The sequence below is a fragment of the Marinobacter zhanjiangensis genome (assembly GCF_014651935.1).
GTDB classification, from domain to species: domain Bacteria; phylum Pseudomonadota; class Gammaproteobacteria; order Pseudomonadales; family Oleiphilaceae; genus Marinobacter; species Marinobacter zhanjiangensis.
The window spans coordinates 65,367-91,350 of sequence record NZ_BMXV01000003.1; the positions used below are offsets into that span (position 1 = coordinate 65,367).

Below are 25,984 nucleotides of genomic sequence, written 5' to 3' on the forward strand. Positions count from 1 at the left end.
CTTCGAAAACAGGGACGTTTTCGAAGAGCCTCCAGGGATGGATTGACGGCGTGTTCCGGAAAAGCCTACCCGGTAGCAGTCCCTGCCACCAAGTTACCGGACAGCACCAAGGATTTTTAGTCATGCGAAAAGCGCTCATAGTAGCCATGTCCCGCAACAGGGTCATAGGCCGCAACAACAAGCTCCCGTGGTATCTCCCGGGGGATCTGAAGTATTTCAAACAGGCTACCATGGGCAAGCCCATCATCATGGGTCGCAAGACCTGGGAGTCAATTGGCAAAGCCCTGCCGGGGCGCCTCAATATCGTGGTGTCTTCAAAAGAGCTTGATTTGCCACCAGGTGTGGCGCGAGTCGGGACTCTGGAAGAGGCGTTCAGAAAGGCCGAAGCCCAGGCGATGCTGGATGGTGTTGACGAGGTGATGGTGATCGGGGGAGGTCAGATCTACGAGGCTGTGCTGCCAGAAATTGACCGTATCTACATTACCCAGGTCCATGCCGATATCGAGGGCGATGCCTTCTTCCCGGAAGTGGACCTGGAGCAATGGGATGAAATCGGACGGGAGGATTTCTCCGCGTCCGACAACAATCCTTACGACTACAGCTTTGTGGTCTACCAGCGACCCTAGCGCTTGCCGGCGGGCTTGAAGCCGCCATCACGCTTGCCGCCCGGTTTGCCACCGGGCTTGTTGCCGCGATAGCCGCCTGGCTTGCCACCGGGTCCACCCTTGCGGAAATTGCCGCGCTTGCCGCCCGGGCCACCCTTGCCCTTGGGCGCGTTGGCCGAAGGAACCGGCAAAGCCGACGGTGTTTCCAGCGGCAGAGTGCCGGGCTGGGCAGATTCCATCCAGCAGGCCAGGGCGCCGGCCAGCATGGCCATGTCGATATCATTGCGTTCCGCAATATCGTCCAGCAGGCCCATGGCCTTGGCCACCTTGCCGTCTTCGGTGAAGCCCAGCAGCTGGCTCTCGAACTGTTCCTGGCGCAGCTTTTGCAGGGCCGCCGGTGTCGGCAGCTCGTAGGATTCCATGGGCGAGTTGGTGGCCCGCTCCAGCGTTTTCAGCCAGCTGCGTTCCCGCGGGGTGACCAGCAGAATCGCCTTGCCGCTGCGGCCAGCGCGGCCAGTACGACCAACCCGATGGATATAGGCTTCGCTGTCATAGGGTACGTCATAGTTGATGACATGACTGACCCTGGACACGTCCAGGCCCCTTGCTGCCACGTCGGTGGCGACGATGATATCTTTCTTGCCCCGCTTGAGGTCTTCCACAGTCTGTTCACGCTGGCGCTGGTTCAGGTCGCCGTTCAGGGGCGCCACGGAATGGCCACGAGCTGCCAGCTTTTCCGACAACATGGTGGTTTCCGCCTTCGTGCGTACGAAAATGATCGCCGCGTCGATGGGCTCGACTTCCAGGATGCGGGTCAGGGCATCCAGTTTGCGATCGCCGAAGGTGGGCAACACGTACTGTGAAATGCGCTCCACGGTACGGGTTTCACTCTCGATCTTCACTTGCGTGGCGTCGCTCAGGTAGGTGTTGGCAACCCTGGCGATGGCCGGCGGCATGGTGGCGGAGAAAAGCGCCCGCTGACAGCTGTCCGGAGTGGCTGCAAGGATGGATTCGACGTCGTCGATAAAGCCCATGCGCAGCATTTCGTCGGCTTCATCCAGCACCAGCGCCTTGATGTTGTCCAGCTTCAGTCTGCCACGACGCAGGTGGTCCAGCAGGCGACCGGGGGTGCCCACAATCACCTGTGCGCCCCGTTGGAGGGCCTTCAGCTGCGGGGCGAAGTCGGCGCCACCGTAGATCGGCAACACATGCAGCTGTTTGAAACCGCTGGCGTAGGTGGTGAAGGCTTCGGCGACCTGGATGGCCAGCTCACGAGTCGGGGTCAGCACCAGAATCTGGGGCGACAGGTCGTCGGCATCGATGCGGCTAAGCAGCGGCATCGCAAAAGCGGCTGTCTTGCCGGTGCCCGTCTGGGCAACGCCCAGCAGATGGTGGCCTTCCAGCAGCGCCGGGATGGCCTGGGCCTGGATCGGGGTCGGGATTTCATAGCCAACGGTACGGACAGCTTCAAGCACGGCCGGGCTGAGGCCGAGTTCAGCAAAGGTTTTTTCAGACATTCAATTACCTGGTATTCGGGGTGAGGGAGCCAAAATCTGGGGTCCGGCGCTTGTCTGCCGCCGATGAAAAAGAGTGCGAGGCTCCTGAAGCTACCGGCTGAGCGCGTCGGGGTAGCATCACCCCATAAACCCGGCTGGTATCGTCACGGACCAGCCGCTTCTGTTGAAGGGTATCCGTGGATCTGGTCACTGTCCTGACAATGACGCGGCGAAGTATACCGTTTTCGGCGCGACTTTTATAGCACAGACGTGGGGTCCGCTGTAGGTAATTGCCGGCGCGGCTTGTGTCCGGATCTGCTTTGGGGCAGTCTTTCCGGTCTATATAGTACGCATCCTTATCAATGAGCCGGAGTTTACATCATGACCTTTGAAGATATTCTCGCGTCTGCTTCCCGCAACGAAGTGATCATTCCCGACAAGTGGGCTCAGGGCCGTGCGACCTTTGGTGGCCTGACCGGCGCCCTGGCCTGCGAGCGGATGCAGTCGGTGGTTAGCCCCGGGCGCCCCATGCGGGCCATGCAGGTATCCTTTGTGGGCCCCGTTGAACCGGGCACTCCGGTCACTCTGGAAACGGAGCTGCTGCGAGAGGGCAAGGCGGTGAGTCAGGCCATGGTGAGAATGGTGCAAGGTGGCACGACCAGGCTGGTCGCACTGGCCAGTTTTGGGAGCGGTCGTGAATCGGCGGTGTCGGTCGCACCGCTGCCGGCACCCAGCGCCCCCGCGCCGGAAGATTGCGAGCCTACACCTTTTATAGAAGGGGTCATGCCCAGCTTTGCCGAATTCATCGAGATGCGCTGGTGCTTCGGAAGCCGGCCGTTCAGCGGCGAGACTCATCGTGATATGGGAGGCTGGATGCAGTTCCGCGAGGCGCCATCCGGACTGGGTGATCCCGGCATTGTTGCACTGATCGACGCCTGGCCTCCGGTGATGCTGTCACACCTGAAATCTTTTGCGCCGAACAGCTCGCTGACCTGGTCGGTAGAGCTCATGGACCCCCGCCCGGAGGTGAAACCGCACGACTGGTTGTTATACCGGGCAGAAATCGATCGGGCTGCCGATGGCTACGGCAACACCCATGCCGGAATCTGGAACCGGGCGGGCGAACTGCTGGCCATCAGCCGACAGACAGTAACCATATTCGGCTAAATGACCGGGATCGTCACTCAGGCCGCCAGGGTTGGGCGGCAGGCATCAACGATGACGCGGGCAAAGCTGTCGGATGCATCCTCCTGCAGGAAATGCCCCCCGGAAAGAGTGGTGTGGGGCTGGCCCAGTGCCCCGGGAATCCGGCGTTGCAGAGGGCGGTGAGCGCCCCTGGTACCGGTGTCCGAATCGCTGAAACAGGTAATGAACGGTTTTTGCCAGCTCTCCAGGAAATTCCACAGACGCTGACGGTTCAGGTCCCGGGGGTGCTGGCGCAGGGCGCCGGCAAAGGAGCGGGCACCGGCCTTGTAGCGGTCATCCGGGAAAGGTGCGTCATAGGCGGCAAGCTCGGACTTGGCCAGCGGCCGGGTGGTGCCCAGCTGGATCAGCTGTGGCACCGGAAACCAGGGGCTGTAGCGGGCGAACATCTGCCACAACCCGGATACCGGGGCGTCATCCTCATGGGCCCAGGGAATGACAGCGTTGGCGGCGATAATGCGGCTGAACCGGTCCGGCTGGCGCATGACCAGTGCCAGGGCCAGCAATGAGCTGCGGTTCTGGCAGACCAGGGTGACGTCATGCAGGTCAAGCGACAGCAGCCACTGCTCCAGCCAGTCCAGGTGCTTCTCGAAGGAGTAGTCCTGCTGGCTATCCGGCTTGTCGGATTTGCCGAAGCCGATCAGGTCCGGGGCCAGCGCCCGCAGCCCCGCGTCGGCCACTAACGGCATCATGTGCCGGTAAAGGTACGACCAGCCGTGCTCCCCATGCAGCATCACCACCGGGGCGGCTTGCGCCGGACCGTGGTCCACGTAGTGAAGGCGTAACGACGAGTCTGTGCCGACATCCGTGAAGTGGGCTGGATAAGGGAAGTCCGGCAGATCCCGGAAGCGGGATTCGTCGGTTCTCAGAATACGCATACCATCGACTGCTCTGGCTGATTGCAAGCGTGTACCCGCATGCTCCGTCTGGTTAATGCACCCGGGCTGATTGCCGAAGACCCGTCCGCGGTCTGCCCGCTGGGTAAATTAACCAGACGAAACACAGGATCGAAAGGAACAGCTTAGAGCAGATGGAGGTTTGTTGTGTGTGCTTTCGGTAACAGAGCGTTATCGAATTGAATCAGACTGCGACCCGGTTCTCGCAGCGCTGCTGCTCTGCGCCTTTCATGGCGTCATCACAGCAGTTGACCGCACCACAGTCATCAGCGGAACACAGTCCGATGGTGTTGCATGGCAGGTCGTAACGGTTCTCCCCCTCGTTGGCAAAGATCCGCTTTGGCGACAGAATCGACTGGCAGTGGCCGCAGAGCAACGTTGGAACGGTGCTGCGTTCCGCCAGTCTGGCGACATAAAAGTCATGATATTCACTCATGGTGGCTCCTTCTTTTCGTTGTCCTGTCCGGCGCCCGTGTGACCAATTATGTGACCAGACGGGCAATATTTCTACTATAAGGGCCGAATATGACATTTAAAGGTCCAGCTATCATTGCGCAGGTGTTACGCAGAGATCAGCAGAGTCGGTTCACTGCTGGTGGTCGACTTGACCGGGCGCCGCATATCGGCAGGATCACGAATCAGGCGGGGGTGGGCGACGATTGGAACGCTTGTCTTCCCAGCTCAGCTCCCGTGGGTCGTACCAGCCCAGTTGGTGCCATACTTGGTCGCGGGTGGAGTGGGACAGGGACTTCCAGAGTGTTTCGAAGTCTTCCAGCGCCCGGTCCCTCTGCCGCCGCTGCCGGCTCCTCAGGCGATTGATCAGCTGTGGCAGTCTCAGGGCATCGCCCAGCTGGCCCGGCACCAGCACGTCCTGCCCCATCACCTTGCGGCGATGGGTGCGGCGTGCCAGGACGCCGGCGAGGGCCTGGGCAGCCTGTAATGCGGTTTCCTCGTTAAAGCCTTCGCCTGATACCATTGTGACCTTTCGCAGCCGGTAGTGTGGTTCGGGTAATTACTGACCCGCTGGGTGATGCCGAGACCTCAGTGGCTCAGCAGGGCAGCGAATTACCCGAACGGCAACCAGGTTTCCAGGGCATTGCGGGATCGTCGTACGTCCCGGATGAGCAGGACGGCACACAAAAACATAGCCGCCCTTTATCGGAAATGCCCAAACCGATTACTATAACGCCATCGGGGCTGGACTGGCCATTCCGCGGGCTGCCCGATCCTTACATCTGCACAAAGGAATGCTGTTCAATGAAGTACGAGAGCCTGGAGCGCTGGACCTTCCTGGCAAGCCTGTTACTGGTTTCGCTGGCCTTTCTGTTCCTCCTGAAACCGTTTCTGGGCCCGATCTTCTGGGCCGTGGCTATTGCCGTAATTTTCCACCCCGTGCAGCAGCGGCTGATTCGGCGCCTGGGTGATCGCCCCAGCCTGGTAGCCTTGCTGACGCTGCTGGTGTGTATGGTGATTGTCATCATGCCGGTATTGGTGCTGGTGTCCTCCATGGTGGCCGAGGGTCTGTCCATCTACCAGAAAATACAGGACGGTGACATTCGCCCGGGAGAGTACATTGACCAGGTCAATCAATCGTTCCCGGCGATAGAGGCCTTCCTTGCCCAGTTCAACCTGGATTTTGCCGAGCTTCGGGACCGGATGGCCTCGGGCTTCGCGGGGGCCAGCCAGTTCCTGGCCAAGCAGGCTCTGGACCTGGGCCAGAATACCTTCCGGTTCTTCCTTAATCTGGCGTTGATGATCTACCTGGCGTTTTTTCTGTTGCGGGACGGTTCGCGGCTGGTCGAGCTGCTGATCCAGGCATTGCCGCTGGGCGATGAGCGTGAGCGCCTGCTGTTTACCAAGTTTGCCGAAGTGACCCGGGCCACCGTGAAGGGCAACCTGCTTATTGCGATCATCCAGGGGGCGCTTGGCGGTTTGATCTTCTGGGTTCTGGGCGTCACCGGTGCCGTGCTCTGGGGCGTGGTGATGGCGATCTTCTCGCTGCTCCCCGCCGTTGGCGCAGCGGTGGTGTGGGTGCCCGTGGCGATCTATCTGGTGGCCATCGGCGACTACGTGCCGGCAGCGGTGCTGACCGGGTTCGGGGCTGTGGTTATCGGCCTGGCAGACAATCTGCTGCGGCCGATTCTGGTGGGCCGGGACACCAAATTGCCGGACTACATCGTGCTGCTTTCCACCCTTGGTGGTCTGGTGATGTTCGGTATCAACGGCTTCGTGATGGGGCCTCTGGTAGCCGCGCTGTTCATGGCTTTCTGGGGGTTGTTTATCCGGGAATTCACGCATCAGGAACCGGTGTCGACACATCCGCATGAATAAATAAACGGGGCCGGCCACCACTACCCGATGGTTTTCGTCTTCCGGTAGCGATGGCCGGGGCCGGTTTCAGTCCAGCATCGACAGGTCCCGCACGGCGCCCTTGTCGGCGCTTGTCGCGAGCAGGGCATAGGCCTTGAGGGCAGCCGAGACCTTGCGGATACGGGGCGCGGCCGGTTTCCAGCCTTCCATGTCGCGCTGCTCCCGGCGGCGATCCAGTTCGTGCTGATCAATTTCCACATTGATGGTGCGGCCGGGAATATCGATGCGTATCTGGTCGCCGTTCTCGATCAGGCCGATAGCGCCGCCCGCTGCGGCTTCCGGCGAGGCGTGCCCGATGGACAGGCCGGAAGTGCCACCGGAGAAGCGGCCATCCGTCAGCAGGGCGCAGTCCTTGCCGAGCCCTTTGGACTTGAGGTAACTGGTGGGATAGAGCATTTCCTGCATGCCTGGCCCCCCTTTCGGCCCCTCATAGCGAATGATGACCACCTCCCCGGGCCTGACCTGATCGCCGAGGATGCTTTCAACCGCTGCGTCCTGGCTCTCGAAAACTCTGGCAGTACCCTCGAATACATGGATGCTTTCGTCCACGCCGGCGGTCTTCACCACACAGCCGTCCAGGGCAATGTTGCCGTAAAGTACCGCCAGGCCGCCCTCGGACGAGTAGGCGTGAGCCACCGAACGGATACAACCCTGCTCCCGGTCGCCGTCCAGTGAGGGCCAGCGAGTGCTCTGGCTGAAGGCATCCTGGCTGGCAATACCCGCCGGCCCGGCCTTGTAGAAGTCGATTACCTCCGGGGTCGGGTTACGCATGATGTCCCAGGTATCCAGGGCCTCGGCCATGGTTTTGCTGTGGACCGTGGGCAGGTCGGTATTGATCAGCCCGCCCCGTTCCAGCTCGCCCAGTATGCCCATGATGCCGCCGGCCCTGTGCACGTCTTCCATGTGGTAGTTCGGGGAGTTGGGGGCCACCTTGCACAGTTGCGGCACCTTGCGGGAAAGCTGATCGATCTCGTTCAGGGTAAAGGGCACTCTGCCTTCCTGGGCCGCTGCCAGCAGGTGCAGGATGGTGTTGGTGGAGCCGCCCATGGCGATGTCCATGGTCATGGCGTTCTCGAAGGCGGCCATGGATGCAATGCTCAGGGGCAGCACGCTGGCATCGTCCTGTTGGTAATAGCGCTGCGCATTCGCCACAATCTGGCGACCGGCCCATCTGAACAGGCGCTCGCGGTCGGCGTGAGTGGCCAGCATCGAGCCATTCCCGGGCAGTGCCAGGCCGATGGCTTCGGTCAGGCAGTTCATGGAGTTGGCGGTGAACATGCCGGAACAGGAGCCGCAGGTGGGGCACGCACTGCGCTCGTACTCTTCGACCTGCTCGTCGCTGGCATTGGGGTCGGCGGCAATGACCATGGCGTCCACCAGGTCCAGCTTGTGGTCGGACAGTTTGGTCTTGCCAGCTTCCATGGGGCCGCCGGAAACGAAGATGGTGGGGATGTTGAGGCGCATGGCGGCCATCAGCATCCCCGGAGTGATCTTGTCACAGTTGGAGATGCAGACCAGCGCATCGGCGCAGTGGGCGTTGACCATGTACTCCACGGAATCGGCAATGATCTCCCTGGAGGGCAGCGAGTAGAGCATGCCGTCGTGTCCCATGGCGATGCCGTCGTCCACGGCAATGGTGTTGAACTCCTTGGCAACACCACCGGCGGCCTCGATCTCACGGCATACCAGCTGGCCCAGGTCCTTCAGATGAACATGGCCGGGGACAAACTGGGTGAAGGAGTTGGCCACGGCAATGATCGGTTTGCCGAAGTCGTCGTCCTTCATGCCGGTGGCACGCCACAGGGCCCTTGCACCCGCCATGTTGCGTCCGGCGGTTGAGGTTCGTGAACGATAGTCTGGCATGGCTTGAGTCTCTCATCATGGGCGTCTGGAAAAGCCATTGAGAATACCAGATTCCCGTGAAGGCGGATGGTTGTTTTCCCGCCCTGTATTTACAATAATCTTCGGGTCAGGTGGGCGACCGGTCACCCTGGCAGACGTTTTCCCGGGGGAGGTGATGCCGGCAGTGTCCGGCTATCCCGCGCAGTCCAGAACAGGGAGTTGTCCATGACCGTTCGTGAAAACCTGGATCTCAGGCGCCTGAGAGAATTCCATTCCCTGAATCGTCTCTCTGACGAGCAACTCGTGGTGCTGGTCAACCGCGCTGAGCGCAGGGTTCACCGCCCCGGCCAGAAGGTGCTGGAGAGGGGCGCCCGTGACGGCATGGACTTTTTCCTGCTGGACGGGGCGGTGGAGCTGGTCGCGGCGGATGGTCGTCGCGCCACAGTCACCGCCGGAACCGAGCAGGCCCTGAATGCCATTGCCCGCCTCCAGCCGCGGGTGTATGACGTTACCGCTATCAAGCCCTGTCAGTTCCTGGTGATCGAGCAGGCAGTTCTGAACAACCTGCTGCAGTCGGCTCCCCTGGAGCACTCGGATGACATGACCGATGGCGACATGGACGCCGACGAAGACCACCAGCTGCTGATGGAGTTTTACGCGGAATTGCGGTCCAACCAGGTCAGCCTGCCCAGTATGCCGGATGTGGCCTGGAAGGTGCGGCGCCTGGCGGACCAGGAAGACTCGTCCGCGGAGGATATCGGCAAGGCCATTACCGCAGACCCGGCCATGTCGGCCAAGCTGGTGCGGGCCTGCAACAGTGCGCTCTATCGTGGCTATGGCGAGGTGCGCAACGTTCGTGATGCGGTGGTGCGGTTAGGTACCAGGACGACCCGGCAGCTGGTCACGGTATTCGCCATGCGGGAAGTGTTCCGTAGCCGCCAGCCGCAACTGCAGAAAGCCATGGATGAGCTCTGGCATGAGGCAAGGAACGTGGGCGCCCTGGCCTATGTGCTGGCCGAGTCGGCAACCCGTGTTGATCCGGAGGAAGCAATGCTGGCCGGCTTGCTCCACAATATCGGTGCGGTGCCGGTACTGGTGCATGCCGAGCATCACCCTTCGCTGGTTGCCAACCCGGAAGCGCTTCGCAAGGCCATCACGGGGCTGCAGTCGGATATCAGCGCGGCCATCCTGGAAAACTGGCGCTTTCCGGAAGCCTTTGTGGAAGCGGCACGGCACGGTGATGACTGGCATTACGAATGCGCGCAGGACAAGCCGCAACTGGTGGATCTGGTGATTGTCTCGCGTCTGCACGCACAGATATCCGCCGGCCGGAACGAGGGGCTGCCGGAGTTCGAGCAGGTCCCCGCCTACCGCCGGCTGGGGGCGCTGGAACTGACCGCGTCCCGCAGCCTGAAACTGCTTGCTGCGGCGCGGGATAGGCTCGATCAGCTTCAGGATCTGCTATCCCCGCGCTGAATACACCCCAAACCGGCGACCGGAGTTACCATTGCTGACCCATACACTGGACCATGTGCCGTTGTTTCCGCTGAGTGCCACGGTGCTCCCGGGCGGTCGCATTCCGTTGCAACTGTTCGAGCCCCGCTATCTGGACATGCTCGCCCGCTGTATGCGCGAGCAGCGCGGGTTTGTGGTGCTGCTGCTGAGAGAGGGCCACGAGGCGGCTGCGGACGCGGTGTTTTACGACATCGGCACCTACGTGCAGATCGTTGATTTCCAGCAGATGGATAACGGCCTGCTCGGTATTACCGCAGAAGGGTTGTGGAAAGTCGCTGTCCATCGTAGCTGGCAGGCGCCGGACGGGCTCAACCTGGGTGATGTGGAACGTCTCGCGGACGAGCCCGAAGATGCGCTTCCGCCAGCGCATTCCGAGCTGGCATCGGTACTGAGGGCGTTGTTGCGCCACCCGATGGTCAACCGGCTCGAACTGAAAGTGGATTACTCCAGTGCCCGGGAAGTGGGCTGGCGGCTCACCGAACTGCTGCCGCTGGATAGCCAGGAAAAACAGCGGCTGCTGGAGTATCAGGACCCGCTGGAACGACTGGACCGGCTCGCCTCCCTGCTCGACACCATGGAATAGCGCCCAGCCCTCACAGTCAGAGTGCCGGCGCGTAGGCTTGCACGGCCTGCGGCCACTGCCACCAGAGATACCCGAACAGAAAGACTACCCACAGGCTGATGGCGCCAACAGTGGCGATATCCAGAGTCAGTGGTGAATGGTCATGGCGGCTAAAGCTGGCCCTCACCAGCCCGCAGATGGCGAGCCCCAGCAGGATTCCCCCGACCATATCCGAGAACCAGTGAACCCCCAGAATCACCCGGCTGAAGGCAACCAGCAACATGGGAACGCTGAAGATCAGGTATACCCGCCAGCGGCGGGACGGTCGCCACTCCCGCGCGACAAAGGCACTGGCGAGACCCAGGAAGACGGTAATGCCCGTGGCATGACCGCTGGGAAAAGCAAAGCCTGAAGGAGGCTGGTGAACCAGGGATGGCCGTTCTACGGACAGTCCGTTCTTTAGCAGGATGACGCTGGCGACTGTGATCAGCAGAGCGCCGAGTACGTGTACGGCAGCGCTGTAATAGCCCCGGAATCCCAGAGCGGTGGTCAGCAACAGGGTCCCTGCTATCAGTACCGGCGGATCCCCGGTCAGAGTCAGGGCTATGACCAGTGGGTCGGTCAACGGATTGCGAAAGGTGTCGGTGAGCCGGATAAAAAATTCATCCAGAGGCATCAATACTGGCGTTGCCTGGCTCAGCAGGGCCCAGAGCACGAAGCTGCCAATGGCACCGAGGGCCAGGCTGATGGACGCCAGGGGGAACTCCTCCCGGCCGCTGGGGCGTTCGCTGGATAGCTGCCGCCATACCCGGTGGGTGGCGGTGTACTCGAACATCTTCCGTTCCAGCCATTGGTAAAGGCGGCTGCGGCTGCGGAGCCCCAGTTGTATGCGGAAAAACAGAAGATAGGCCGCCAGCAGCACCACGACAGCACCTGCGGCAAGGGCATAAAGAGCCGGCGGGACTGGCTCCGGGCCGGTAAGAGCCATGCCGACACTATAGCCCGGCAGCAGATAGCAGGGGGACCAGGCCAGGGCCGAGGCAAAGTTGACCAGGCTGAAGCGCCGGGCTGACATGTTGAAGGCCCCGGCCACCATTGGAATGACCGGTCGGACCGGCCCCACGAAACGCCCTATCACTACGCTTTTGCCGCCATGGCGAACGAACAGCCGTTCTGCCCGGCGAATCATCTGAGGATACCGACTGAAGGGCCAGACCTGATGCAGGCGGCCGCGCAACCTTCGCCCCAGCCAGAAACTGATACCGTCACCGATAATGGCGCCGGCGGCACCCCAGGCGAGAAGTTCCATGACGGGTATGCCCGCTTTTCCGGCCAGCACTGCCACCGCGAAAAGGATAGCCACACCGGGTACCACAAGGCCGGCCACGGCCAGTGATTCCACCAGCGCCGTCAGGAAGACCGTTCCGGTCACCCAGCCCGGGTTGGCCGACAGCCACTGTGTCAGCGTGTGAATGGCTTCCTGCATCAGGCAGCCCGGTGGGGATTGGCGGAGAACCAGACCCGGTCATGGCCGCGGCGACCAGCCTCCTCCAGTGCTTCGGTGGCTCGCTGCCTCAGTCGCTCGGCCAGGGAATCCTGGTTGATATGGGTGGTTGCGCCGATGCTCACTGTCATGCGACCGACCCGGGGCCATTGCGCCTCGGCGATGCTGCGGCGGATACGCTCGGCTGTGACCCTGGCCCCTTCCTCGTGGGTAAACGGGAGTATCAGACAGAAGCGTCCGTTACCGAGGAAGTACAGCGTATCGCCGGCGCGGATCAGGGTGAAAAGGTGCTCCGCCAGCTGCCGGTAGAGGCTGTTTGTCTGGTCCGCCCCGAGCATTTCGAGCACCTGTTCGTGATGATCGATATCCAGCATCAGGATGGATACCGGGTGGGTCGTGGCGCGGGCCCGGCTGATTTCCTTTTGCAGGGTTTCGTCCAGGAAGCGTGCGTTATGGGCGCCGGTGACCGGGTCAATGATGGCCAGGTCTTCCGCGGACTGGGCCATATGATCATAGTGCCAGCTTGCCAGGCCGGCGCTGGCAATCAGCAGAACAAAGGCCATGATCGATGGCAGGCTATCGGCCAGGGGCAGGGCGATGGTCAGCAGCATCATCAGGGCCAGCGCCAGGGGGAGCGTGACTTTCAGGGCGGAGCGTAATGGCAGTACCAGGAACGCCAGTGCCAGCACCGGAAGGCTCCAGAAGGCGGCGGTGATGGTGCCATTGACCCAGGCCGCCATCAATGTGAGCAGCTCGAGTGCCAGTGCCAGCGGCACATGCCCGCGGGCGCGGAGCTGATAGGTACTGACCGCCAGAGTGTACAGGCAGCCACCCAGGCTGATGGCACTGAGGCCCGCCGACAGATAGAACAGGGAATAGAAGCCGAAACGCAGGTTCTGTAGCGCCAGCATGGCAAAAAACAGGGTACAGAGCCCATAGGCCAGAGCGCTGGTCACGGTTCTCAGTCGGGTTTCAGTCATGTTGCCGGGCTCCCTTGGGCGTCACCGGGAGGGGTGTGGCTCCAGGTGCTCCAGGACTGTACCCGGTTGCCACCTTTTTTCTGGGCACTTTGCAGGGCGCTTGCTACCGACTGCTGGAGGGTATCCGCATCGTCGCCGATATTGAGGCCGGCCACGCCGGCGCTGACGGTTACCTCGAGGTTGTAGGATTCCAGCAGCGCGGTCAGGCCAAGGCGGATCTGTTCTGCCCGCTTGCTGGCACCGGCGGTGGCGATACCCGGCAGAATGATCAGGAACTGAAGGTCTGCAACCCGGTACCAGGTGTCGAAATCCCTCAGGCGAGAGTGCAGGTAGCGGCCAATGCGAGGCAGCAGTGCCTGGATGTCGGTGTCGGCATCCGGCTCGCTCAGGTGGGCATCCAGCCCCAGCAACACCACGGACATGTCCAGGCCTTCCCGCTCGCTGCGCTGGATTTCCTTGTACAGGTCGGCGGACAGGTATTCCCGGCTGGCCGACTGGGTCAGTTCGTCTGATCGCCTGAGCGGAGCAAGCTGGCGGGCCTTGTGCTCCCGCAGCAGGAAGAACAGGCCTGCCAGGGCCGTGGTCAGGGCCAGGGGGCTGATGATCTGGTGCCGCTGCGGGTCTCCCACCAGGGAAGTCACGCCAAGGAAAATCAGCGTCAGCGAGACAATGGTCAGTGCCGGACCAAGCCGGGGTGGCAACAGCCCGAGAATGATCAGCGGGAGCGCGAACAGCCAGTATCTCATGGCGTCGATGCCCAGCCACAGGGCGATGACAAGCACCAGCGCGAGCCCCAGTACCAGCATCTGGTTGGTCAGTTGCCACAGGCGCGGGTGCCGCTGTTTGGGTAAGGCAGGGCTGGTCCATACAATGCCTGCGGCGATGAGCGCGGCCAACGCGGCAACGGGGTTGCCGAGGGGCAGGCTGACCACCGCCAGTGCCAGCAACGCCAGGCTGCCCAGCCAGGCCAGTCGGCTCAGTACAAATCGCTCGGCCTGCTGGGCCATGGTGTCGTCCTTCCTGCTGTGGTACTGGTGGTGGCTGGTGCGAACAGCCAGCGGCGGGAGGAGCGGACTTGCGCGGAACCACTGGCTGTCAATGGGCATAATGATAACATCAAAGTGCCAAACTCGCTGTGGTCGGGCATAATAACGCCCTGCTTTCAATTGATACAATGAAGCCAGTGCCCCGGGGTTTCCCGGGATCCGGCACCGCCCAGTGGGGCAGCGCTTCACCCGTAAACCGGAGCTACCGATTCCATGGATATTGCAGCCTACATGGCCGACGTTGGCCAGCAGGCCCGAGAGGCCGCAACGGCTATCGCCCGTTCCTCAACGGCAACCCGTAACCGGGCATTGCTGGCAACGGCCGATGCCCTCGATGATGCCCGTGACGCCCTTGCCAAAGCCAACCGCGAGGATCTGGAAAGCGGGCGTGCCAATGGTCTGGACGCGGCCATGCTGGATCGCCTGGAGCTGACCCCGGCCCGTATCGACGGCATGATCGAGGGTCTGCGACAGGTCGCCGGGCTGGCGGACCCCATTGGCGCGATTACCGATATGGCCTACCGACCATCGGGTATTCAGGTGGGCCGGATGCGGGTGCCTCTGGGTGTCATCGGCATCATCTACGAGTCCCGTCCCAACGTGACGGTGGAGGCCGCCAGCCTGTGCCTGAAATCCGGCAACGCCACCATTCTTCGCGGCGGCTCGGAAGCCATCCACTCCAACCAGGCCATCGCCGGCTGCCTGATGACCGGCCTGCGTGAGGCCGGCCTGCCGGAGACCTCGGTGCAGGTGATCAGCACCACCGACCGGGCCGCGGTCGGCGAGCTGATCACCATGCCGCAATTCGTGGATGTCATTGTGCCTCGTGGCGGCAAGGGCCTGATCGAGCGTATCAGCCGTGATGCCCGGGTGCCGGTGATCAAGCATCTGGACGGTGTCTGCCATGTCTATGTGGACGCCCATGCCGACCCGGAGAAGGCCCTGAAAGTGGCGATCAATGCCAAGACCCAGCGCTACGGCACCTGTAACACCATGGAAACCCTGCTGGTGGACCGGGAAATTGCCGAGGATATCCTGCCGCTGCTGGCGGGAGCGTTCCGCGAGCACACCGTGGAGCTGCGCGGGTGCGACGCCAGCCGGGCCATAGTGCCGGACATGGTGGCGGCCACCGAGGACGACTGGTTCGAGGAATACCTGGGGCCGGTGCTCGCGGTTCGTGTCGTGGACGGGCTGGACGGGGCCATCGAGCACATCAACCGGTACAGCTCCCAGCACACCGACAGCATTATCACCGAGAATTACACCCGTGCCCGGCGCTTCATCACGGAGGTGGACTCCAGCTCGGTGATGGTGAATACCTCGACCCGTTTTGCCGACGGCTTCGAGTACGGCCTCGGGGCCGAGATTGGCATTTCCACCGACAAGATTCATGCCCGTGGCCCGGTAGGGCTTGAGGGTCTCACCTCCCAGAAGTATGTGGTCTTCGGCGACGGCCACATCCGGAACTGATCATGCATCTTATCTATGGCGGTACCTTCGACCCCGTCCACAATGGCCACCTGCGGGTGGCCATTGAGCTCAGGGAGCGGCTCGGTGTGGATTGCATCCACCTGATGCCCTGTCACATACCCCCGCACCGGGGCGATCCGGGCGGAACCAGCCAGGACCGACTGGACCTGCTGAACCTGTCAGTAACGGATGAGCCCGGGTTGCGGGTGGACGGCCGGGAACTCACCCGTGGCGGGCCGTCCTACACAGCCGATACCTTGCGTCAACTGAGGCAGGAACTGGGCACGGACAGGCCCGTGGCCGTTGTACTGGGCACCGATGCCTTCAGCGGTTTCGACCGCTGGGAAGAATGGGAACGGATTCCGGAACTGGCCCACATTATTCTGGTCAGACGGCCACAGGCAGAATTATCACCGGGCTCCGTGCCTGAAAGCTTGCTGGCCGAGCGACGGGTAGAGAGTGTACGTGAACTCAAGGCCAGGCCGGGTGGTGGCATTTACGAGATTGAGCCCCCCATGCTGGAGATTTCCGCCACCGGTGTCCGCGAGCGCCTGGAGCAGGGGCGTTCGATCCGGTTTCTGGTGCCGGACGCCGTGGTCAAGGAAATTCAGCGGCGTGGCCTCTATGCCGGTGAGCCCGGTCAATGATTGGTGATACACTTGTGTTAAACCACACCAGCATCAATGCAGGACACTATACCCATTTCCTGTAGCCGGCACTGACCGGGTACATGACACAGGATGATTATGCAGCCAGACCAGCTGAAAGACCTTGTTGTTGACGCCCTTGAGGGCGTAAAAGCCAAAGATATCAGTGTGATTGACGTTACCGACCGCACCAGTGTCACTGATTACATGATCCTTGCATGCGGCACGTCCGGCCGCCACCTGCGGTCTCTGGCAGAGGCCGTGGTTGCTGACATGAAAGAGCGGGGCATTCGTGATGCCGCCGTCGAGGGCGGCGATTCCGGTGACTGGATCCTGGTGGATCTCGGGGACGTGGTGGTACACGTCATGATGCCGGCAACCCGTGAGTTCTACGACCTGGAGCGACTCTGGCGTGATGCGCCGGGCCTGGGTGCTGCCGGCAGCGAATAGATATGCGTCTGAGGTTGATTTGTGTCGGGCACAAGATGCCTGGCTGGGTGACCGAGGGTTTTCAGGAGTATGCCCGGCGTATGCCCCGGGAATTGCCCCTTGAACTGGCAGAAGTGCCTATGCCCCATCGTGGCAAGAATCCCGACGTCAGTCGTCTCATGCAGCAGGAATCCCGCGCCCTGCTTGGCGCCGCCGGAGAAAGAGACCGGGTGGTGGCCCTGGAAGTGGGTGGCAAGGCCTGGTCTACCGAGGCACTGGCAGAGCAGCTGGAGGGCTGGCAGCTGGATGGCCGCGACGTCAGCTTCCTGGTGGGTGGGCCCGATGGCCTGCACGCTTCCTGTCGCGAGCGGGCCGACCAGCACTGGTCGCTGTCGTCGTTGACTCTTCCTCATCCGCTGGTGCGTATCCTGCTGGCGGAGCAACTGTACCGGGCCTGGTCGATTACCCGGAACCATCCCTACCACCGCGCTTAGGATTGATTCATGGCCTGGGGCGAATTCAAGGACACCGCCGCCGAACGGCGACTCTTCCAGCGCCGTGTACTGGTGATGCTGACGCTGGTGGTGGTTCTTTTTGGCGTGCTTGTCGGTCGTTTTTACCAGCTGCAGGTGGTTGAGCACGACACCTACAACACCATCTCTGATCAGAACCGGGTCCAGGTTCGCTCGGTGCCCCCTACCCGCGGCCTCATATACGACCGCAACGGTACCCTGATCGCCGAGAACCGCCCGGTATTCAGTGTGACCCTGGTGCCGGAACGTGTAGAGGATATGCCACAGACCCTGACGCGCCTGAAGGACCTGTTGTCCATCTCCGATGAGGACATGGAGCGCTTTCGCCGACGTTTGCAGGAACCCCGTCGACCGTTCCAGGAATTGCCATTGCATTACGATCTGACCGAGGAAGAAATTGCCAGCATGGCGGTCCATCGCCATGAACTACCGGGTGTCGAGGTCGGTGCCGAGCTGGTGCGCCACTATCCATTTGGTGAGTTAAATGCCCATGCCCTGGGATATGTCAGCCGCATCAACCGTGAGGAGCTGCAGCGCATCGATCCAGTGGGTTACGCCGGCACCAACTACATCGGAAAGTCCGGCGTTGAGCGGGTCTATGAAGAAGAGCTTCATGGCCAGGTGGGCTACGAGCACGTGGAGACCAATGCCCGTGGCCGCACGCTTCGGGTACTGGAGAGAGAGAGCCCGGTGCCCGGTGAGGACCTGATGCTGCACCTGGATATGCGCTTGCAGGAACGGGCGTTCGAGCTGCTGGAAGGCCGCCGTGGTGCTATTGTCGCCATTGAGCCGGATACTGGTGGCATTCTGGCCCTGGCCAGTGTGCCCGGTTTTGATGCCAATCTGTTTGTCACCGGCATCGGGCAGGAGAAATACCGCGAACTCAGCACTTCCCGGGACAAGCCGCTGTTCAACCGCGCGCTCCGGGGCCAATACCCGCCCGGGTCCACCATCAAACCCATGATGCTGCTGGCCGGGTTGGACAGTGATACTTTTACCCGCGACAAGACCATCTGGGATCCCGGGTACTTCCGGCTCAAGAGCGGTGGCCGCCCCTGGCGGGACTGGAAGCGCGGCGGTCACGGCTGGGTGAATGGCCGTAAGGCCGTTGCCGAGTCCTGTGATGTCTATTTCTATGAACTTGGTGTGGAAATGGGTGTGGACACCATGCATGCCTACCTGTCCCGCTTCGGCTTTGGTATGGACGCCACACTGGACGTGGGCGGGGCGTTGCCCGGGCTGCTGCCGTCCCGGGACTGGAAGCGGGGCATGCGAAACGAGCCCTGGTATCCGGGGGATTCGGTGAATATGAGCATCGGCCAGGGTTTCTTCCTGGCCACCCCCCTGCAACTGGCCACCGCCACGTCGTTGGTAGCGAACCGGGGGGAGTGGGTGCAACCCCGCATGTTGCAGGATGTTCAGGGTGATACCGCACTGGAGTCGGTCCTGCAGCCGGAATATCTGGAGGACCTTACCGCCGACAATGATACGACCTGGGAGTACGTGGTGGATGCCATGGTGGATGTCATGCACGGTCGTCACGGCACCGCGAGGGGGGCCGCCAAAGGGGCGGACTACCGCATGGCCGGGAAGACCGGCACCGCCCAGGTGTTCAGCCTCGCCGAGGACGAGGAATACGAAGAGGAGGAAATCCGGGAGCGGCTCAGGGATCATGCCCTGTTCGTGGGGTTTGCCCCTGCCGATGATCCGCAGATCGTGGTGTCGGTGATCGTGGAGAATGGCGGTAGTGGTAGCGGCACAGCCGCGCCTGTGGGCCGGGCCATGTTCGATGCCTGGCTCAAGGAGTTCGACGCCAATGAGCCGATCATCAGTCAGGCCCGGGGCGAACAACCATGATGGGTCGATCGGCTACCGTGGAGGCCACCAGCAGCCTGCAGCGGCCAGGCAGTCTGTGGCACCGTGTGCATCTCGATCCGCTGTTGCTGCTTTTGCTGCTGTTGGTTTCCGGGGGTGGTCTGATCGTGCTGTACAGCGGTGCCGATGCCAGTGTCGCCGTGGTCAAGGCGCAGGCCATGAGGCTGGGCGTCGCATTCGTGGCCTTGTTGGTCTTTGCCCAGCTGGACCCGTCGGTCTACCGGCGCTGGTCTCCCTGGCTGTATGCCGCGGGGCTGGCGGGTCTGGTGGCGGTGCTGGTTATGGGTGTGGGGGCCAAGGGCGCCCAGCGCTGGCTGGCGCTGCCCGGTTTGCCACGCTTCCAGCCTTCGGAAATCATGAAGCTGCTGGTGCCTATGGTGGCCGCCTGGTACCTGTCCAGGCACTACCTGCCACCACGCTTCCGTCATGTGGTGGTCGGCGTTGGCCTGGTGCTGGTCCCTATGGCGCTGATTATCCAGCAGCCGGACCTGGGCACCTCGTTGCTGGTGGGCGCAGCCGGCATGTTTGTGGTGTTCTTCGCCGGGCTGAGCTGGCGACTGATTACCGGTTTTTTTGCCTTGCTGGGAGTGGCCGCACCAGCCATGTGGTTCTTTGTGATGCGGGATTACCAGAAACAGCGGGTCCTGACCCTGCTGGACCCGCAGAGTGACCCACTGGGTGCAGGCTGGAATATTATCCAGTCCACCACCGCTATCGGCTCCGGCGGCTGGAGCGGCAAGGGCTGGTTACAGGGCACTCAGTCACACCTGGAATTCCTGCCCGAGAGTCATACCGACTTCATTGTCGCTGTGCTGGCGGAAGAGTTTGGTTTTGTGGGTCTGTTGGTGCTGCTGGCGGCCTATCTGTTGATCATCCTGCGTTGTCTGTATATTGCGGTTAACGCGCAGGATTCGTTCAGTCGGTTGCTGGCGGGGGCGCTGACCATGACATTCTTTGTTTATATTGTGGTCAATATCGGCATGGTGAGCGGGCTGCTGCCGATTGTCGGAGTGCCGTTGCCGCTGATCAGCTTTGGTGGTACGTCGATTGTTACCCTGATGTCCGCGTTCGGCGTGCTGATGGCTATCCACACTCATCGGCGGATGATTACCGCCTGATGGTCGATACCAGCACCCTGTTTTTCTGGTAATGGTGCGTGCTGTGACCCCCGTGGTAATCTCCCCACAAAATCATGGACCCTGAAGCGCGAATGAAGCATCTGAAATTCCCGGCTTTTCTGCTGGTTCTGGCCGCCATCTCGCCCTCCCTGAAAGCGGCGGATGACTACACTGATCACCCCGGGGTCGAAGCCTTTGTGGACGACATGGCCCGGAAACATGCCTTTGACGCTGACAGGATAAGGCAGTGGCTGGGGGAGGCACGCCATCAGCCCCGTATCATTGAACTGATCAGCACACCCGCCGAGCGCACCCTGGAGTGGCATGAGTACCGCGCCATCTTCATCAAGCCTGGACGGGTAGAACAGGGTGTGGCCTTCCTTCAGGAGTATCGCGCGGCTTTTGAGCGGGCAGAAGCCGAATTCGGCATACCACGGGAGATCATCGCTGCCATTATCGGCGTGGAAACCTGGTATGGCCGCTACCTGGGGCCGCACCGGGTGCTGGATTCCCTGACCACCCTGGCCTTCGATTATCCGCCCCGTAGCCGGTTCTTCCGCAGTGAACTGGAACAATTTTTTCTGATGGTGCGCGAGCAGGGCTTCGATCCGGCAGAGCTGAGGGGCTCATACGCCGGGGCCATGGGCTATGGTCAGTTTATATCGTCCAGTTATCGTCATTATGCGGTGGACTTTGACGGTGACGGCGTGGCTGACATCTTCGACAACCCCGTGGACGCCATTGGCAGCGTCGCCAACTATTTCCACGAGCATCACTGGCGCCCCGGAGGTCCGGTGGCAATGCGTCTGGGCGATGACATCCAGGTGCCGGACAGGCTGGTTACCCGGGAACTCCAGCCCCGGTTTACGGTCTCGGACTACCGCACGGCCGGTGTGGATGTGCCTGACTCTCTTGCTGGCGATGAACCGGCGAGAATCATCCGCGTTGAAGGGGCAGACGGGCCACAGTGGTGGCTGACGTGCCATAATTTCTACGTGATCACCCGATATAATCACAGTCATCTGTATGCCATGGCGGTACACGAATTGGCTGGAGAGCTGGAGCAGGGCCTGGCGGGCGCTGCGAATTCAGGAGCCGGACCCGATGATGACGTTTCAGACTGATTGGCGACTGCCGGCGCTGTTGCTGACCGTTGTGCTGGTAGCAGGCTGCGCTACTGATAGTGGCCAATCCGGCGGTACTGACAATGCCGGTCGTTATGCCATGGCCCAGGACCGTGGCCCGGCTGACGATGTGGACGTCAGTGCCGTGGTCAACGCGGTGCCGCGCTATGAAAAGCCCCGCAAGGCTGGCAACAAGTCGCCCTACACTGTCTGGGGCAAGCAATATCAGGTGATGGCGAGAGCCAGCGCTGACGGTTATGTGGAAACCGGCACTGCCAGTTGGTATGGCAAGAAATTCCATGGCCATCGCACGTCCAATGGCGAAATTTACGACATGTACGAGATGTCGGCTGCTCACAAGAGTCTGCCATTGCCCAGTTATGCCCGCGTCACCAACCTCGACAACGGTCGTTCAGTGCTGGTGCGTGTGAATGACCGGGGCCCCTTCCACGGTGATCGTCTGATAGACTTGTCATGGGCGGCTGCCAAGAAACTGGATTTCCTGGGCAATGGCACGGCAAGGGTGGAAGTGGCCGCCATTACCGTGCGCCCCGATGGCAGCATGACACTGGCCGGGCAGGCGTGGCCATCTGGTAGCGGTGGCGCAAAAGAAGAGAGAGAAGAGTCGGCGCCTTCCGGGACGGAGGCCGCCTCTGGTGATGCCCTGTTCGTGCAGCTGGGCTCTTTCAGCCGGGTGGCACCGGCACGACAACTGGAACAGTCGGTCAGGCAGCGTACCGGGCAGCCGGTGCGGGTGCGCCGGATCGCCACGGCCTCTGGCGAGTTCCATCGGGTTCAGGTTGGCCCGTTCGGGGATGCCCTGGACGCCGAGCGCGCCATGGAGCGGCTGGCCTCGGAAGGCTTTCCGCAGGCCATTGTACTGACTGACAGCCACTGATTATCCGTCTTCGGGGTCCAGGCCCCGCAGGCTCATTCATTGATCAAAACTGATGTGAACAACCTCATGACCGCTTTAGCTATTCGTCGTTTCCTTGTCTCACTTTTCCTGTTGGCCCTGCTGCCGCTGGCGGCCCAGGCCCAACAGGTGCTGATTCCGGCACCACCACAAATCAATGGCTCGTCCTATGTGCTGATGGATCCCGCCAGTGGCCATATCATCATGGAATCCAACAGCCACGAGCGGCTACCGCCGGCCAGCCTGACCAAGATGATGACTGCCTACATCGTTGAGCGGGAACTGGATGAGGGCCGGCTGAGCCTGGACGAGATGGTGCCCATCAGCGTCAATGCCTGGAAAACCGGCGGTTCGCGGATGTTTGTGCAGGAGGGCTCACGGGTCAGTGTCGAGGACCTGCTCAAGGGTGTGATTATTCAGTCCGGTAATGATGCGTCCGTGGCTCTGGCCGAGCATGTGTCCGGTTCGGAAGGTGCTTTCGCCGATGTGATGAACCAGCAGGCCCGGTTGCTGGGCATGAACGACACCCGCTTCGAGACCGCCACCGGCCTGCCCCGGGACAACCAGTACTCCACCGCCTATGACCTGGCACTGTTGGCGGCTGCGATCATCAATGATCATCCGCAGAACTACCCGCTATACGCCGAAAAACACTTCACCTACAACAATATTCGTCAGCCCAACCGTAATTCACTGCTGTGGCGTGACCCTTCCGTGGACGGCCTGAAAACCGGTCATACCGAAGAGGCCGGTTACTGCCTGGTAGCTTCCGCCAAGCGCGACGACACCCGGCTGATCGCCGTGGTCATGGGCGCCGACAGCAGCGAGGCGCGGGCCCGGGAAATCCAGAAAATGCTCAACTTTGGTTTCCGTTACTACGAAACCGCCCGTTTGTTTGACAGTGGTGAGAGCCTGCTGGAAAGCCGGGTATGGGGGGGCGAGAAGGACCAGCTCAACCTGGGGCTGGCTTCCGACATGGTGCTGACCATTCCCCGCGGTGTCCGTGATTCCCTGAAATCGGAAGTGGAAGTGGATACGGTCATCAAGGCCCCGGTGTCCACCGGGGACGAACTGGGCACCGTGACCATCAGTTACGACGACGAAGTGCTGGCGGAGCGGCCGTTGGTGGCGATCGAACCCGTGCCGGAGGGTGGCTTCTTCAAGCGCCTGGTTGACGCGGTCAAACTCTTCTTCCACAACCTGTTCAACTGAACCGGTCGAGCAGACAGCAGACAGTAAGGGCCGTCAGATGTCGCAACCCGAAGCCCCGAAAATCGAATTTCCCTGTGACTATGTCATCAAGGTGATTGGCAACGCCGCCCCCGACTTCACGGACTTCGTGGTCTCGGTGGTGGAGCACCATGCCCCCGGCATCCGCGACGAGCATGTGTCGGTGACCGCCAGCCGCAATGGTCGTTTCACCTCCGTGAGCCTGACCATCGTGGCCACCGGAGAGCCGCAGCTCAAAGCGCTGTTCGAGGACCTCAAGGCCAGTGGCCGGGTCCATATGGTGCTTTGATGGCAGAGGCCGGGTTGCCGCTGGTAGTCCGTGACCTGAGAGTGCGGCCCTACGAACCGGTGTGGAACGCGATGAAGGCGTTCACCTCAGGGCGCGACCGGTCGGTGGCGGATGAGCTCTGGTGCGTCCAGCATCCACCGGTATACACCCAGGGCCAGGCGGGCAAGGCCGAGCATATCCTGTTCGCCGGTGATATCCCGGTGGTCCAGGCGGACCGTGGCGGGCAGGTGACCTATCACGGCCCCGGGCAACTGGTGGTGTACCTGATGATTGACCTGCCCCGGGCCGGGCTGGGTGTCCGCCAACTGGTGGACATTATCGAACAGTCGCTGGTAGCCCTGCTGGCGGAGCAGGGCATAACCGCCGCGCCACGGCCCGATGCGCCTGGCGTCTATGTGGAAGGCGCGAAAATTGCCTCGCTCGGGTTACGGGTTCGTCGCGGGTGTTCATTCCATGGTCTGGCGCTAAACGTGGACATGGACATGGAGCCGTTTACCCGCATCAATCCCTGTGGGTTCTCGGGGTTGCCGATGTGCCAGGTCAGTGATTTCGGCCCGTCGCCCGGCCTGGATTCGCTGGCCACCCGCCTGGCCGATATTCTGGCCGATGCCCTCGGCTATGGGCCGCACAGGCTGCACCATGAACGGGAGTTGCCCGGTACCAGGCACAAGCCGGCCTCCTGAGGCTGGTATCCTTTGATCGGGAAGCCGGGGCATTGTGGCACTGCTGCCCGGGCCTCTCTTCAAGTCGTCGAACAGGGTTGGTCATATCAACCCGTCAGGTGGACCATGTCCGAATCCCGAAAAGGCAAAACCGTTTCCCGCATACGCACCGGCAGCTTCGAGCGCCGCCTGAGCATGACCCGGGCGGGCCTGTTCGCTGGCACAAGGGTGGCCTCCCACATGGCCACCAGTTGGCTGTCCAGTGCGGACAAGCGTGAACAGCGCCACAAGGATATGCTGTCGAAGCAGGCAAGATTCCTGGTAGAGGAGCTGGGCCAGCTCAAGGGCAGTGTGGTCAAGATCGGCCAGATGATGGCCCTGTACGGTGAACATTTTCTGCCGGAAGAGGTCACCGAAGCGCTGCACACTCTGGAAGACCAGACCTCATCGCTGGAATGGAAGGCGGTGGAGAAGGTACTCAAGGAAGAGCTGGGAGCCGAGCGCCTGGATGAACTGGAGGTGGACCCGGAACCCATCGGTGCAGCGTCACTAGGCCAGGTGCATCGGGCTAAACGCCGTTCCGACGGGCTCGAGCTGGTACTGAAGATCCAGTATCCCGGTGTCGATCGGGCGGTGGACAGTGATCTGGATGCGGTGGCCCAGTTGCTGGCGATGGCGCGGCTGGTCTCCTTCGGGCCGGAGTTCCGCGACTGGCTGGAAGAAGTCCGTGAAATGATGCACCGGGAAGTGGACTATAACCTCGAGGCCACCACCACCGAACGGTTCCGTGAGCGGCTGGCGGATGACCCGCGCTTTGTGGTGCCGCGGGTGCTGTGGGAGTATTCCACCGCCCATATCATCGCCCAGACCTACGAGCACGGCCATTCGGTCAGTTCGGAGACGGTGCGGGCCCTGCCGGTGGAGCGTCGCAGTGAGCTGGGCCGGGCCGCGCTGGAGCTTTTCTTTGAGGAGTTGTTCGAGTGGGGGGAAATCCAGACCGACCCCAACTTCGGCAACTACCGGCTTCGAATCGCCGGCGAGCCCGGCTCTGATTATGAGCATGACCAGATCGTACTGCTGGATTTCGGTGCGGTTCAGGCCTATAGCGATGACTTCCTGGGGCCCGTTATACAGATGATCCGGGCGTCCTACGAACAGGATGTTGAAGCGGTGATCGATGGTGGTGTGAAACTTCACTTCATGAAGCGGGAATGGCCGGACGACGTGCTCGACAAGTTCGCCCGGGTCTGCATGTCCGTACTTGAACCCCTGGCCCCAGCCGATTACGACTGGCCGGAATATGCCGTTAACGCCGACGGACAATACCGCTGGAAGGAGAGTGACCTGCCATCCCGGGTTGCCAGGGATGCGGCCCGGTCCGCGATCAGCCGTTACTTCCAGGTGCCCCCCAAGGAGTTTGTGTTTCTCAATCGCAAGCTGATCGGTGTTTACACGTTTATTGCCGTGCTCCGGGCGGAGTTCAATGGCGAGCCTTTGCTGCGCAAGTACCTGTACAACAGAGGCCAGGACCCATCGTCGTCCTGATCCCACAGGAAAGTACCCGGGGTGAGCGTTATGACAGATACCTATAACGGTCATTCAAACCATTAACTGTGCGTATTGGTACGCGGATGTCATGATCGACATGAGTCAATGACAGACGAATCGGAGG

25 protein-coding genes are annotated in these 25,984 nt (G+C 61.6%); 17 read left to right on the plus strand and 8 right to left on the minus strand.

Annotation, left to right across the window (positions count from 1 at the left end; all coding sequences use genetic code 11):
- The first annotated feature begins 122 nt into the window (after window positions 1-122).
- Window positions 123-626 carry a dihydrofolate reductase gene (locus IE079_RS06945; RefSeq protein ID WP_189574861.1) on the plus strand — a complete coding sequence of 168 codons (504 nt, stop codon included), beginning with the start codon at window positions 123-125 and terminating at the stop codon, window positions 624-626.
- Here the strand turns inward: IE079_RS06945 and IE079_RS06950 are convergent.
- Entirely contained in the window at window positions 623-2,122 is a 1,500-nt protein-coding gene (locus tag IE079_RS06950) for a DEAD/DEAH box helicase (protein WP_189574862.1), read from the minus strand. The two genes, IE079_RS06945 and IE079_RS06950, sit on opposite strands and share 4 nt — an antisense overlap.
- Before the next feature lie 360 nt (window positions 2,123-2,482).
- Between IE079_RS06950 and IE079_RS06955 the strand changes: the two genes are divergently transcribed.
- Window positions 2,483-3,268 (plus strand): acyl-CoA thioesterase, encoded by a 786-nt coding sequence (locus IE079_RS06955; protein WP_189574863.1) that lies wholly within the window; start codon window positions 2,483-2,485, stop codon window positions 3,266-3,268.
- A 17-nt stretch (window positions 3,269-3,285) separates the two neighbouring features.
- On the opposite strand, the gene IE079_RS06960 is transcribed toward IE079_RS06955, so the two are convergent.
- From IE079_RS06960 to IE079_RS06970, 3 genes are all read right to left on the minus strand, one after another.
- Window positions 3,286-4,182, minus strand: a complete 897-nt coding sequence (locus IE079_RS06960) for a haloalkane dehalogenase (RefSeq protein ID WP_189574864.1) — start codon at window positions 4,180-4,182, stop codon at window positions 3,286-3,288.
- A 202-nt stretch (window positions 4,183-4,384) separates the two neighbouring features.
- On the minus strand, window positions 4,385-4,636 hold the full coding sequence (locus IE079_RS06965) for a hypothetical protein (RefSeq protein WP_189574866.1): 252 nt from the start codon (window positions 4,634-4,636) through the stop codon (window positions 4,385-4,387).
- A gap of 195 nt (window positions 4,637-4,831) precedes the next feature.
- Window positions 4,832-5,176 carry a hypothetical protein gene (locus IE079_RS06970; protein WP_189574868.1) on the minus strand — a complete coding sequence of 115 codons (345 nt, stop codon included), beginning with the start codon at window positions 5,174-5,176 and terminating at the stop codon, window positions 4,832-4,834.
- A 281-nt stretch (window positions 5,177-5,457) separates the two neighbouring features.
- Here IE079_RS06970 and IE079_RS06975 point away from each other — a divergent pair, with 281 nt between their 5' ends.
- Window positions 5,458-6,531 (plus strand): AI-2E family transporter, encoded by a 1,074-nt coding sequence (locus tag IE079_RS06975; RefSeq protein WP_189574870.1) that lies wholly within the window; start codon window positions 5,458-5,460, stop codon window positions 6,529-6,531.
- A 66-nt stretch (window positions 6,532-6,597) separates the two neighbouring features.
- On the opposite strand, the gene ilvD is transcribed toward IE079_RS06975, so the two are convergent.
- Window positions 6,598-8,433 (minus strand): dihydroxy-acid dehydratase, encoded by a 1,836-nt coding sequence (ilvD, locus tag IE079_RS06980; protein ID WP_189574872.1) that lies wholly within the window; start codon window positions 8,431-8,433, stop codon window positions 6,598-6,600.
- 204 nt (window positions 8,434-8,637) lie between these two features.
- Between ilvD and IE079_RS06985 the strand changes: the two genes are divergently transcribed.
- Window positions 8,638-9,888: an HDOD domain-containing protein gene (locus IE079_RS06985; RefSeq protein WP_189574874.1), complete on the plus strand. Its 1,251-nt coding sequence runs from the start codon at window positions 8,638-8,640 to the stop codon at window positions 9,886-9,888.
- A 31-nt stretch (window positions 9,889-9,919) separates the two neighbouring features.
- Window positions 9,920-10,510: an LON peptidase substrate-binding domain-containing protein gene (locus IE079_RS06990; protein WP_227712366.1), complete on the plus strand. Its 591-nt coding sequence runs from the start codon at window positions 9,920-9,922 to the stop codon at window positions 10,508-10,510.
- A gap of 16 nt (window positions 10,511-10,526) precedes the next feature.
- Here IE079_RS06990 and IE079_RS06995 read toward each other — a convergent pair whose 3' ends face one another.
- From IE079_RS06995 to IE079_RS07005, 3 genes are read right to left on the minus strand one after another with little or no spacing between them, the layout of a single operon-like run.
- The gene (locus IE079_RS06995; protein ID WP_189574876.1) at window positions 10,527-11,975 is read right to left on the minus strand and encodes a bifunctional DedA family/phosphatase PAP2 family protein; all 1,449 of its coding nucleotides are present in this window, start codon (window positions 11,973-11,975) and stop codon (window positions 10,527-10,529) included.
- On the minus strand, window positions 11,975-12,973 hold the full coding sequence (locus IE079_RS07000) for a GGDEF domain-containing protein (protein ID WP_189574878.1): 999 nt from the start codon (window positions 12,971-12,973) through the stop codon (window positions 11,975-11,977). Before IE079_RS07000 ends, IE079_RS06995 begins: the two co-directional genes overlap by 1 nt.
- A complete protein-coding gene (locus IE079_RS07005; protein ID WP_227712367.1) occupies window positions 12,970-14,079 on the minus strand; it encodes a GGDEF domain-containing protein in 1,110 nt (369 codons plus the stop codon). Before IE079_RS07005 ends, IE079_RS07000 begins: the two co-directional genes overlap by 4 nt.
- Before the next feature lie 153 nt (window positions 14,080-14,232).
- Between IE079_RS07005 and IE079_RS07010 the strand changes: the two genes are divergently transcribed.
- The 12 genes from IE079_RS07010 (at window position 14,233) to IE079_RS07065 (ending at window position 25,857) form a co-directional block, all read left to right on the plus strand.
- The gene (locus tag IE079_RS07010) at window positions 14,233-15,489 is read left to right on the plus strand and encodes a glutamate-5-semialdehyde dehydrogenase (protein WP_189574880.1); all 1,257 of its coding nucleotides are present in this window, start codon (window positions 14,233-14,235) and stop codon (window positions 15,487-15,489) included.
- A 2-nt stretch (window positions 15,490-15,491) separates the two neighbouring features.
- Window positions 15,492-16,136: a nicotinate-nucleotide adenylyltransferase gene (gene nadD, locus IE079_RS07015; protein ID WP_189574882.1), complete on the plus strand. Its 645-nt coding sequence runs from the start codon at window positions 15,492-15,494 to the stop codon at window positions 16,134-16,136.
- Between the two features lie 99 nt (window positions 16,137-16,235).
- Complete coding sequence (rsfS, locus tag IE079_RS07020) at window positions 16,236-16,586, plus strand: ribosome silencing factor (protein ID WP_189574884.1); 351 nt, start codon at window positions 16,236-16,238, stop codon at window positions 16,584-16,586.
- A 2-nt stretch (window positions 16,587-16,588) separates the two neighbouring features.
- On the plus strand, window positions 16,589-17,059 hold the full coding sequence (rlmH, locus tag IE079_RS07025; RefSeq protein ID WP_189574886.1) for a 23S rRNA (pseudouridine(1915)-N(3))-methyltransferase RlmH: 471 nt from the start codon (window positions 16,589-16,591) through the stop codon (window positions 17,057-17,059).
- A gap of 9 nt (window positions 17,060-17,068) precedes the next feature.
- Window positions 17,069-18,955 carry a penicillin-binding protein 2 gene (mrdA, locus tag IE079_RS07030; RefSeq protein WP_189574888.1) on the plus strand — a complete coding sequence of 629 codons (1,887 nt, stop codon included), beginning with the start codon at window positions 17,069-17,071 and terminating at the stop codon, window positions 18,953-18,955.
- Entirely contained in the window at window positions 18,955-20,091 is a 1,137-nt protein-coding gene (gene rodA, locus IE079_RS07035) for a rod shape-determining protein RodA (protein WP_189575606.1), read from the plus strand. Before mrdA ends, rodA begins: the two co-directional genes overlap by 1 nt.
- A 92-nt stretch (window positions 20,092-20,183) precedes the next feature.
- Window positions 20,184-21,215 (plus strand): lytic murein transglycosylase B, encoded by a 1,032-nt coding sequence (gene mltB, locus IE079_RS07040; RefSeq protein WP_227712369.1) that lies wholly within the window; start codon window positions 20,184-20,186, stop codon window positions 21,213-21,215.
- The gene (locus tag IE079_RS07045) at window positions 21,199-22,113 is read left to right on the plus strand and encodes a septal ring lytic transglycosylase RlpA family protein (protein ID WP_189575608.1); all 915 of its coding nucleotides are present in this window, start codon (window positions 21,199-21,201) and stop codon (window positions 22,111-22,113) included. The genes mltB and IE079_RS07045 overlap by 17 nt, the downstream gene beginning before the upstream one ends.
- A 66-nt stretch (window positions 22,114-22,179) precedes the next feature.
- Window positions 22,180-23,343: a D-alanyl-D-alanine carboxypeptidase family protein gene (locus IE079_RS07050; protein ID WP_189574892.1), complete on the plus strand. Its 1,164-nt coding sequence runs from the start codon at window positions 22,180-22,182 to the stop codon at window positions 23,341-23,343.
- Window positions 23,344-23,380: 37 nt separating this feature from the next.
- Window positions 23,381-23,650, plus strand: coding sequence for an HP0495 family protein (locus IE079_RS07055; protein WP_189574894.1), 270 nt, complete (start codon window positions 23,381-23,383; stop codon window positions 23,648-23,650).
- Window positions 23,650-24,333 (plus strand): lipoyl(octanoyl) transferase LipB, encoded by a 684-nt coding sequence (gene lipB / locus IE079_RS07060; RefSeq protein ID WP_189574896.1) that lies wholly within the window; start codon window positions 23,650-23,652, stop codon window positions 24,331-24,333. Before IE079_RS07055 ends, lipB begins: the two co-directional genes overlap by 1 nt.
- Window positions 24,334-24,438: 105 nt before the next feature.
- Complete coding sequence (locus IE079_RS07065; protein ID WP_189574898.1) at window positions 24,439-25,857, plus strand: ABC1 kinase family protein; 1,419 nt, start codon at window positions 24,439-24,441, stop codon at window positions 25,855-25,857.
- Window positions 25,858-25,984: the final 127 nt, after the last annotated feature.

What these genes read in the sequence shown, in the direction of transcription:
- IE079_RS06945 (WP_189574861.1), top strand. Translation starts at nt 123, where the DNA reads ATGCGAAAAGCGCTCATAGTAGCCATGTCCCGCAACAGGGTCATAGGC.
- IE079_RS06950 (WP_189574862.1), bottom strand. Translation starts at nt 2,122, where the DNA reads ATGTCTGAAAAAACCTTTGCTGAACTCGGCCTCAGCCCGGCCGTGCTT.
- IE079_RS06955 (WP_189574863.1), top strand. Translation starts at nt 2,483, where the DNA reads ATGACCTTTGAAGATATTCTCGCGTCTGCTTCCCGCAACGAAGTGATC.
- IE079_RS06960 (WP_189574864.1), bottom strand. Translation starts at nt 4,182, where the DNA reads ATGCGTATTCTGAGAACCGACGAATCCCGCTTCCGGGATCTGCCGGAC.
- IE079_RS06965 (WP_189574866.1), bottom strand. Translation starts at nt 4,636, where the DNA reads ATGAGTGAATATCATGACTTTTATGTCGCCAGACTGGCGGAACGCAGC.
- IE079_RS06970 (WP_189574868.1), bottom strand. Translation starts at nt 5,176, where the DNA reads ATGGTATCAGGCGAAGGCTTTAACGAGGAAACCGCATTACAGGCTGCC.
- IE079_RS06975 (WP_189574870.1), top strand. Translation starts at nt 5,458, where the DNA reads ATGAAGTACGAGAGCCTGGAGCGCTGGACCTTCCTGGCAAGCCTGTTA.
- ilvD (WP_189574872.1), bottom strand. Translation starts at nt 8,433, where the DNA reads ATGCCAGACTATCGTTCACGAACCTCAACCGCCGGACGCAACATGGCG.
- IE079_RS06985 (WP_189574874.1), top strand. Translation starts at nt 8,638, where the DNA reads ATGACCGTTCGTGAAAACCTGGATCTCAGGCGCCTGAGAGAATTCCAT.
- IE079_RS06995 (WP_189574876.1), bottom strand. Translation starts at nt 11,975, where the DNA reads ATGCAGGAAGCCATTCACACGCTGACACAGTGGCTGTCGGCCAACCCG.
- IE079_RS07000 (WP_189574878.1), bottom strand. Translation starts at nt 12,973, where the DNA reads ATGACTGAAACCCGACTGAGAACCGTGACCAGCGCTCTGGCCTATGGG.
- IE079_RS07005 (WP_227712367.1), bottom strand. Translation starts at nt 14,079, where the DNA reads ATGCCCATTGACAGCCAGTGGTTCCGCGCAAGTCCGCTCCTCCCGCCG.
- IE079_RS07010 (WP_189574880.1), top strand. Translation starts at nt 14,233, where the DNA reads ATGGATATTGCAGCCTACATGGCCGACGTTGGCCAGCAGGCCCGAGAG.
- nadD (WP_189574882.1), top strand. Translation starts at nt 15,492, where the DNA reads ATGCATCTTATCTATGGCGGTACCTTCGACCCCGTCCACAATGGCCAC.
- rsfS (WP_189574884.1), top strand. Translation starts at nt 16,236, where the DNA reads ATGCAGCCAGACCAGCTGAAAGACCTTGTTGTTGACGCCCTTGAGGGC.
- rlmH (WP_189574886.1), top strand. Translation starts at nt 16,589, where the DNA reads ATGCGTCTGAGGTTGATTTGTGTCGGGCACAAGATGCCTGGCTGGGTG.
- mrdA (WP_189574888.1), top strand. Translation starts at nt 17,069, where the DNA reads ATGGCCTGGGGCGAATTCAAGGACACCGCCGCCGAACGGCGACTCTTC.
- rodA (WP_189575606.1), top strand. Translation starts at nt 18,955, where the DNA reads ATGGGTCGATCGGCTACCGTGGAGGCCACCAGCAGCCTGCAGCGGCCA.
- mltB (WP_227712369.1), top strand. Translation starts at nt 20,184, where the DNA reads ATGAAGCATCTGAAATTCCCGGCTTTTCTGCTGGTTCTGGCCGCCATC.
- IE079_RS07045 (WP_189575608.1), top strand. Translation starts at nt 21,199, where the DNA reads ATGACGTTTCAGACTGATTGGCGACTGCCGGCGCTGTTGCTGACCGTT.
- IE079_RS07050 (WP_189574892.1), top strand. Translation starts at nt 22,180, where the DNA reads ATGACCGCTTTAGCTATTCGTCGTTTCCTTGTCTCACTTTTCCTGTTG.
- IE079_RS07055 (WP_189574894.1), top strand. Translation starts at nt 23,381, where the DNA reads ATGTCGCAACCCGAAGCCCCGAAAATCGAATTTCCCTGTGACTATGTC.
- lipB (WP_189574896.1), top strand. Translation starts at nt 23,650, where the DNA reads ATGGCAGAGGCCGGGTTGCCGCTGGTAGTCCGTGACCTGAGAGTGCGG.
- IE079_RS07065 (WP_189574898.1), top strand. Translation starts at nt 24,439, where the DNA reads ATGTCCGAATCCCGAAAAGGCAAAACCGTTTCCCGCATACGCACCGGC.